The organism is Kitasatospora sp. SC0581 (assembly GCF_048159585.1).
GTDB lineage: Bacteria > Actinomycetota > Actinomycetes > Streptomycetales > Streptomycetaceae > Kitasatospora.
Genome location: NZ_JBLRWA010000244.1, coordinates 1 through 361, shown reverse-complemented (window position 1 = coordinate 361; position 361 = coordinate 1). Strand labels below are relative to the sequence as shown.

1 pseudogene is annotated in these 361 nt (G+C 73.7%); it reads left to right on the top strand.

The annotated features are described in order from the left end of the window. Positions 1-361: pseudogene (locus ACLWS4_RS37965) on the top strand (transcriptional regulator); the annotation flags it as partial.

Here is a 361-nt window from a genome sequence, read left to right as displayed (position 1 = left end):
CCGTACGGGAGATGACGGCGGCGCTGGTCGACCTCGACCGGCGCTTCGGCAGCGGGCACGTGCGTCCGGTGGTCGTCCACTACCTCAACAGCGTGGTGTCGGGCATGCTGTCCGGCTCGTACCGGGAGGCGGTGGGGCGGCAGCTGTTCGCCGCGGTCGCCCGACTGACCGAGCTCGCCGGGTACATGGCGGTCGACACGGGCGAACCGGGGCTCGCCCAGCGGTACTACATCCAGGCGCTGCGGCTCGCGCAGGCCGCGGGGGACCGGGGGTACGGCGGCTACGTCCTCGCCGCCTCCATGAGCCACCTCGCCGCCCAGCTCGGAAACCCGAGGGAGATCGCCCAGTTGGCGCGGGCCGC